Source organism: Streptomyces graminilatus (genome assembly GCF_001418565.1).
GTDB classification, from domain to species: domain Bacteria; phylum Actinomycetota; class Actinomycetes; order Streptomycetales; family Streptomycetaceae; genus Streptomyces; species Streptomyces graminilatus.
On sequence record NZ_LIQQ01000408.1, the window covers coordinates 1 to 5471 of the forward strand.

Here is a 5471-nt window from a genome sequence, read left to right on the forward strand (position 1 = left end):
GCCGAGGCGCGCCGGCGCGCCGGACTCGTACGGAGCCTGCGTCCGCGCCCCGCCGACTCCCCGCTGCTCGACCTCGCGAGCAACGACTATCTGGGGCTGGCCCGCCACCCCGAGGTCACCGAGGGCGCCGCGCTGGCCGCCCGGCGGTGGGGCGGTGGGGCCACCGGCTCGCGGCTCGTCACCGGCAGTACCGAGCTGCACGCGGAACTCGAACGCGAACTGGCCGCTTTCTGCGGCTTCGAGGCCGCCCTGGTCTTCTCCTCCGGCTACGCGGCCAACCTCGCCGCGGTCACCGCGCTGGCGCCGCACGGCTCCCTCGTCGTCTCGGACGCGGGCAACCACGCCTCGCTGATCGACGGCTGCCGCCTCGCCCGGGGTACGACCCAGGTCGTCGGGCACGCCGATCCGGACGCCGTCCGCAAGGCCCTCGGCACACACTCCGGGCCGGCCGTGGCCGTGTCCGACACCGTCTTCTCGGTCGACGGGGACGCCGCGCCGCTGGTCGCGCTGGCCGCCGCCTGCCGGGAGTTCGGCGCCGGGATGGTCGTCGACGACGCGCACGGGCTGGGTGTACTGGGCGAGGGCGGCCGGGGTTCGGCGTACGAGGCGGGGCTGGCGGGCGCGCCGGACGTCGTCGTGACGGTCACGCTGTCGAAGTCGCTCGGCAGCCAGGGCGGTGCGGTGCTGGGACCGGCCCGGGTGATCGAGCACCTGGTCAACGCGGCCCGTACGTTCATCTTCGACACCGGGCTCGCCCCCGCCGCTGCGGGCGCCGCCCTCGCGGCCCTCAGGCTGCTGCGCCGCGAGCCGGAACGGGCCGCACGGGCCCGTGCGGTGGCGCGCGAGCTGCACACCCGGCTGACCGCTCTGGGGCTGTCGGCGGTACGGCCGGACGCGGCTGTCGTCTCCGTGCGCGCGCCGTCCGCGGAGGATGCCGTGCGGTGGGCGGCCGATGTCCGGGCGGCCGGAGTGGGCGTGGGCTGCTTCCGCCCGCCGTCCGTGCCCGACGGAGTGTCCCGGCTGCGGCTGACCGCCCGCGCGGATCTGGCCGAGGAGCAGATCGCACGGGCGGTACAGGTGATCGGCGAGAACCGACCGTAGACGCGCGGATCCGTGGATCGGTGGATCCGGGGTGCGGTTGATCGTTGATCAGTGGCACGCGGCCATGAGTCGGCGAACCGCGGCCGTGTGCCCCGGTGCGATCACCGGAACGCGGTGAGGAAGCCTTCCCAGCTCTCGGGGGAGAAGAGCAGGGCGGGCCCCGTCGTGTTCTTGGAGTCGCGTACGGCGAGCAGTCCGTCCCGGGCTGCGGTGTCCGGGCGGGCTGTCTCCACACAGTTGTTCGCGCCGGTGCTGTAGCTGCTGCGCAGCCATCGCACACCGGGCGGGTCGACGGCGGACGGTACGTTCCGAGGCAGTGCTGACATGGTGCCTCCTTACACGCCGTGATTCAGATCGGCGATGAAATCCAACGAGTCCTCGGGCGAAAGGGCGTGGATCTGAAGGGTGTTGAAGGCCTCGCTGTAGGCCTGGAGGTCTTCTTTCCGTTCGAGATAGAGGCTACTCATCATCTGGTCAAGAACAACCACATCCAAGTCAGATGTGCTCGGAAAGGAGAAGATAACGAAAGGCCCGGTGATGCCGATGTAGGCACCCGCGCTGAACGGCAGGATCTGGAGCCGCACTTGGGGCAGCCGGGCCGCTTCCGCGAGCCGGTCCAGTTGACGGCTCATCACCTCCGGGCCGCCCACCTCGCGACGCAGGACCGCCTCGTCGAGGACCGCGCTCAACTCCAGCGGTGGATCCGAACGCAGCACGTCCTGGCGGGCCAGCCGCACCTCCACCAGGGCGTCGAGCCGGCATTCCTCCAGACCGTCGACGGCGGCCCGGGTCATCGCGCGGGCGTACTCCGGGGTCTGGAGCAGCCCCGGCACCACCGAGGTCTCCAGGGTGCGCATCGTGCTGGCCTGCGACTCCAGGCTGATGAAATCCCGGTAGGTCGGCGGCAGTACGCCACGGTAGGCGTGCCACCAGTGGTGCCGGCCGGCGTGCTCACCGCCCGCCAGCACGAGAAGCAGCTCGCGCGCCTCGCCGTCCGGGACGTCGTAGGCGTCCAGAAGTAACCTTACGTCCGCCGGTTTCACCCGGCTCGCGCCTGTCTCGATCCGGCTCACCTTCGACTGGTGCCAGCCCACCAGCCGGGCCGCCTCACCGCTCGTGAGACTCGCCCTGGCGCGCAGCGCGCGCAGTTCGGCACCCAGTTTCCGGCGGCGCACCGCGGGTCCGTACTGCATGGGCCACTCCTTACTCCTGACGAGCCGCGCAAATACGCTCTGGGGTCGCAGAGTTCACCGCTTCGAGCGACAGATATATGCATATCTTGGTGGATCGCACCCCGTGACCGGCATGGGAATGGCAGTCTGGCGCGAAGCACCAGTCCGGGACCGTACTCGAACCAGCCGCTCCGTGTCGGGCCGCGGTCCTGTGGGAAAGGGACGACGTCGCCATGGCAGACCACCTGGAAGCATCCGTAACTCTGCCGAGCGATCCCGCCTCGGTCTCCGCCGCCCGCGCGTATGTGGCAAGCGTGCTGGCGGAATGGGGCCTGCCGGGTGACACCGAGGCCGCCGACGGCATCCGCCTGATCGTCTCGGAACTCGCCACCAACGCCGTACAGCACACCTTCGGGTTGTCACCCACCTTCACGGTGGACATCGCCCTCGACCGTGACGAACATCTGCGCATCGGGGTGACCGACAGCCACCCGCGTTTCCCCAAACGCCTGCCCGCCGCCGTGCAGCAGGACAACGGCCGGGGGATGGTCATCATCCGCTGGCTCACCGCCGAATCGGGAGGGAGACTGCGCGTCCATCCCACCCGGGAGGGCGGCAAGACGGTGTCGATCGAACTTCCCTGGACGGTACCGGCGGTCCCGGCCAGGCCCCCGGTGACGGTGGTCGGCCTGGGCGGGGCGGCGGCTGCGGGGCCGCCGTCCCGCCCAGGGGAGGTCAGCTGACCCGGCCGTACCAGACGCTCTTCGTCCAGATCTTCTGGAGCTTCACGACATCCCCGGTCTTCGGGGAGTGCCAGATCTTTCCCTTTCCGGCGTAGATGCCCACGTGGTAGACGCTCGAGCCCGAGTGGAAGAAGACCAGGTCTCCGCCGCGACGGTTCTTGGCGGATATGTGCTTGGTCTTGTTGTACTGGGCCGCTGCCGTGCGTGGCAGTGACTTGCCCACCTTCTTGAACGAATACTGCGTGAGACCGGAGCAGTCGAACCTCTTCGGCCCCGCGGCGCCGTACTTGTAAGGCGAACCCTGCTTCGAAGCCGCGATCTGAAGTGCCTTCGTCGCCGGTGCCACCGCGGCGGCCTCCGGTGCGACACCGGGTATCACCAGGCTGCCGCCCACGGCGGCCAGGGTGAGAGCCGAGGCCGTACCGGCACGGGTCATCAGCGACGGGACACGATTGAGCGCAGACATGCGCAACCCTTCGTCAGCCGCCTGTGAAGGATGACCTGTCGGATTCGGGCTGACAAAGTTGCCCGGCCGCTGACGCGGCTTCACCCCAAGGGCTGCTCGGCCCGGTCATGGCGTGACCGTTCCGGCGACCCGTCGTGCTTGGGTCCTCCACTCCTGCCGATGCACATCTGTCGACCGGTCATCCGGGTGGCGGCAGGACTCGGCGTCCGCCCGGATCGCCCCGCCTCTTGTGGCGGGGGCTTGTCGTCAGGAAGGGATCTTGGCTCATGGAAGCGGGAAATTCCCAATGGATTCGGGGCTTTGTGGCGTTACTCACCGCTGGTCCGTTCGGGTGGACACCCGTACCCTCGGACGACTTTCGAGGGGGTCGCGCACCCCCGGACCAGCGCTTCAGCGGTCTCGTTTCGGTTACGAACTACGTGTGTCGCGCAAGTCGAACGGGCTGATCGAGGTATGTGCGACTACTGCGAACGGGGGATGGCGCCCAGTCACTTCCCGGCCGGTTCCGGACAGCCGCTCGCCGCCACATCCGGGCCCGCCCGGCCCGGATACGCCGACCGGGTGAGTCAACTGGCGGGCTCACGCGGAACGGTGACACGCGCCGTTCGACGCTCCCCGTCGAGAACGCGCAGCGCACGCGCCAGCGTATCGGCGTGCACCTCGGTCTCGCCCCGTTGATGCATCAATTCCAGCGCGTCCCGCAGCGCCACCGCCTTGGCCACCAGCGCCTGCGCGGCCCGCAGTCCGCGATACGTGTCCCCGTGGTAGGCCGGGTTGATACGGCCGAGCAGATCGGCCACTTCCAGGTATCGGTCGATCAACTCGCCCTCCGCGCGCGTCAGGGCGGGCAGTGGAGGAAGTTCGGGCGGAAGCATCGGCGGCTCACCTCGTGCCGTGGGCGGGGGGCGAGGACTTGCGGCTGGGCACGATCCGGTCCACCAGGCCGTACTCCAGGGCGGCTCGGGCATCGAGGATCTTGTCCCGCTCGATGTCCGCGGCGATCTGCTCCGGGCGCTGTCCGGTGTGCCGTGCGAGCAGTTCCTCCAGCAGGTTACGGACCCGGCCCAATTCCCGGGCCTGAATGGCGAGATCGCTCACCTGTCCGTGCACCGGCTCGGACAGCGACGGCTGGTGGAGGAGCACCCGGGCCCCCGGCAGCGCGCTGCGCTTGCCCGGCGTGCCGGCGGCCAGCAGTACGGCCGCCGCGGAGGCCGCCTGCCCCAGACAGGTCGTCTCCACGTCGCAGGTGATGAACCGCATCGTGTCGTAGATCGCCGTCATCGCGCTGAACGAGCCGCCGGGGGAGTTGATGTAGAGCGAGATGTCCCGGTCGGGCGCCAGATATTCGAGATGCATGAGCTGGGCCATCACGTCGTTCGCCGAGACGTCGTCGACCGGCGTCCCGAGGAAGACGATCCGCTCCTCCAGGAGCTTGGAGTACGGATCCATCGTCCGGGTCCCGGAGCTGGTGCGTTCGGTGAACTCGGGCAGGACGTATCGGGCGGACGGGTCGTCGGTGTCCTTCATGGTGCGCGCCTCCTCGGTGGCTTCCGTAAGAAATGTACAGGACGTACAGACTCTGCGGCGAGGGCTCCGCGAGCCGCCGAGTCCTTTGCCCAGCCCTTCGCCGAGCCCTTTTCGGCGGCGCCGCACGAGATCGTCCGCTCTGCGGGGGTGCCGGAGGGCGGGTCTAAGCTGGAACACATGGCCTACGAGATTCCGGTGACGCAAGCCAGGGCTGAGCTCGCCGACCTGATCAACAAGGTGGTGTACGGCGCTGAGCGCGTCGTCGTGACACGGCACGGCAAGCCCCTCGTCGCCCTGGTCTCCGCGGCCGACCTGGAACGCCTCGACAAGCTGGACGCGGCGGAGGAACAGGTCGTCAGCGCGGTCTCCGGCGTCAGGGAGGTCGCCGCCGCGCCCGTCGAACGGCAGCGGTTCGGTATCGCGGCGGAGCACCGGGGGCCGGGGGCGCGCTGAGGGAGGGGC

The 5471-nt window shown here is 69.7% G+C and carries 8 protein-coding genes and 1 riboswitch; of the genes, 3 read left to right on the plus strand and 5 right to left on the minus strand.

What is annotated here, in order from left to right; translation table 11 throughout:
- A partial coding sequence (locus AOK08_RS30820) for an 8-amino-7-oxononanoate synthase (RefSeq protein ID WP_055532175.1) occupies positions 1–1101 on the plus strand: 1101 nt, incomplete at its 5' end.
- Positions 1102–1202: 101 nt separating this feature from the next.
- On the opposite strand, the gene AOK08_RS30825 is transcribed toward AOK08_RS30820, so the two are convergent.
- Both AOK08_RS30825 and AOK08_RS30830 read right to left on the minus strand, forming a co-directional pair.
- Complete coding sequence (locus AOK08_RS30825) at positions 1203–1427, minus strand: DUF397 domain-containing protein (RefSeq protein ID WP_055532176.1); 225 nt, start codon at positions 1425–1427, stop codon at positions 1203–1205.
- 9 nt (positions 1428–1436) lie between these two features.
- On the minus strand, positions 1437–2294 hold the full coding sequence (locus tag AOK08_RS30830; protein WP_055532177.1) for a helix-turn-helix domain-containing protein: 858 nt from the start codon (positions 2292–2294) through the stop codon (positions 1437–1439).
- Between the two features lie 212 nt (positions 2295–2506).
- Between AOK08_RS30830 and AOK08_RS30835 the strand changes: the two genes are divergently transcribed.
- Positions 2507–3016: an ATP-binding protein gene (locus AOK08_RS30835; protein WP_241827158.1), complete on the plus strand. Its 510-nt coding sequence runs from the start codon at positions 2507–2509 to the stop codon at positions 3014–3016.
- Here the strand turns inward: AOK08_RS30835 and AOK08_RS30840 are convergent.
- The 3 genes from AOK08_RS30840 to AOK08_RS30850 form a co-directional block, all read right to left on the minus strand.
- Positions 3009–3482 carry a C40 family peptidase gene (locus tag AOK08_RS30840; protein ID WP_055532178.1) on the minus strand — a complete coding sequence of 158 codons (474 nt, stop codon included), beginning with the start codon at positions 3480–3482 and terminating at the stop codon, positions 3009–3011. The genes AOK08_RS30835 and AOK08_RS30840 overlap by 8 nt on opposite strands.
- 3 nt (positions 3483–3485) lie before the next feature.
- A riboswitch (cyclic di-AMP (ydaO/yuaA leader) is annotated at positions 3486–3665 on the minus strand.
- A 383-nt stretch (positions 3666–4048) separates the two neighbouring features.
- A complete protein-coding gene (locus tag AOK08_RS30845; RefSeq protein ID WP_055532179.1) occupies positions 4049–4357 on the minus strand; it encodes a hypothetical protein in 309 nt (102 codons plus the stop codon).
- A gap of 7 nt (positions 4358–4364) precedes the next feature.
- On the minus strand, positions 4365–5009 hold the full coding sequence (locus AOK08_RS30850; protein ID WP_055532181.1) for an ATP-dependent Clp protease proteolytic subunit: 645 nt from the start codon (positions 5007–5009) through the stop codon (positions 4365–4367).
- Between the two features lie 177 nt (positions 5010–5186).
- Here AOK08_RS30850 and AOK08_RS30855 point away from each other — a divergent pair, with 177 nt between their 5' ends.
- Complete coding sequence (locus AOK08_RS30855) at positions 5187–5462, plus strand: type II toxin-antitoxin system Phd/YefM family antitoxin (protein ID WP_055532183.1); 276 nt, start codon at positions 5187–5189, stop codon at positions 5460–5462.
- The last annotated feature ends 9 nt before the right edge of the window (positions 5463–5471 follow it).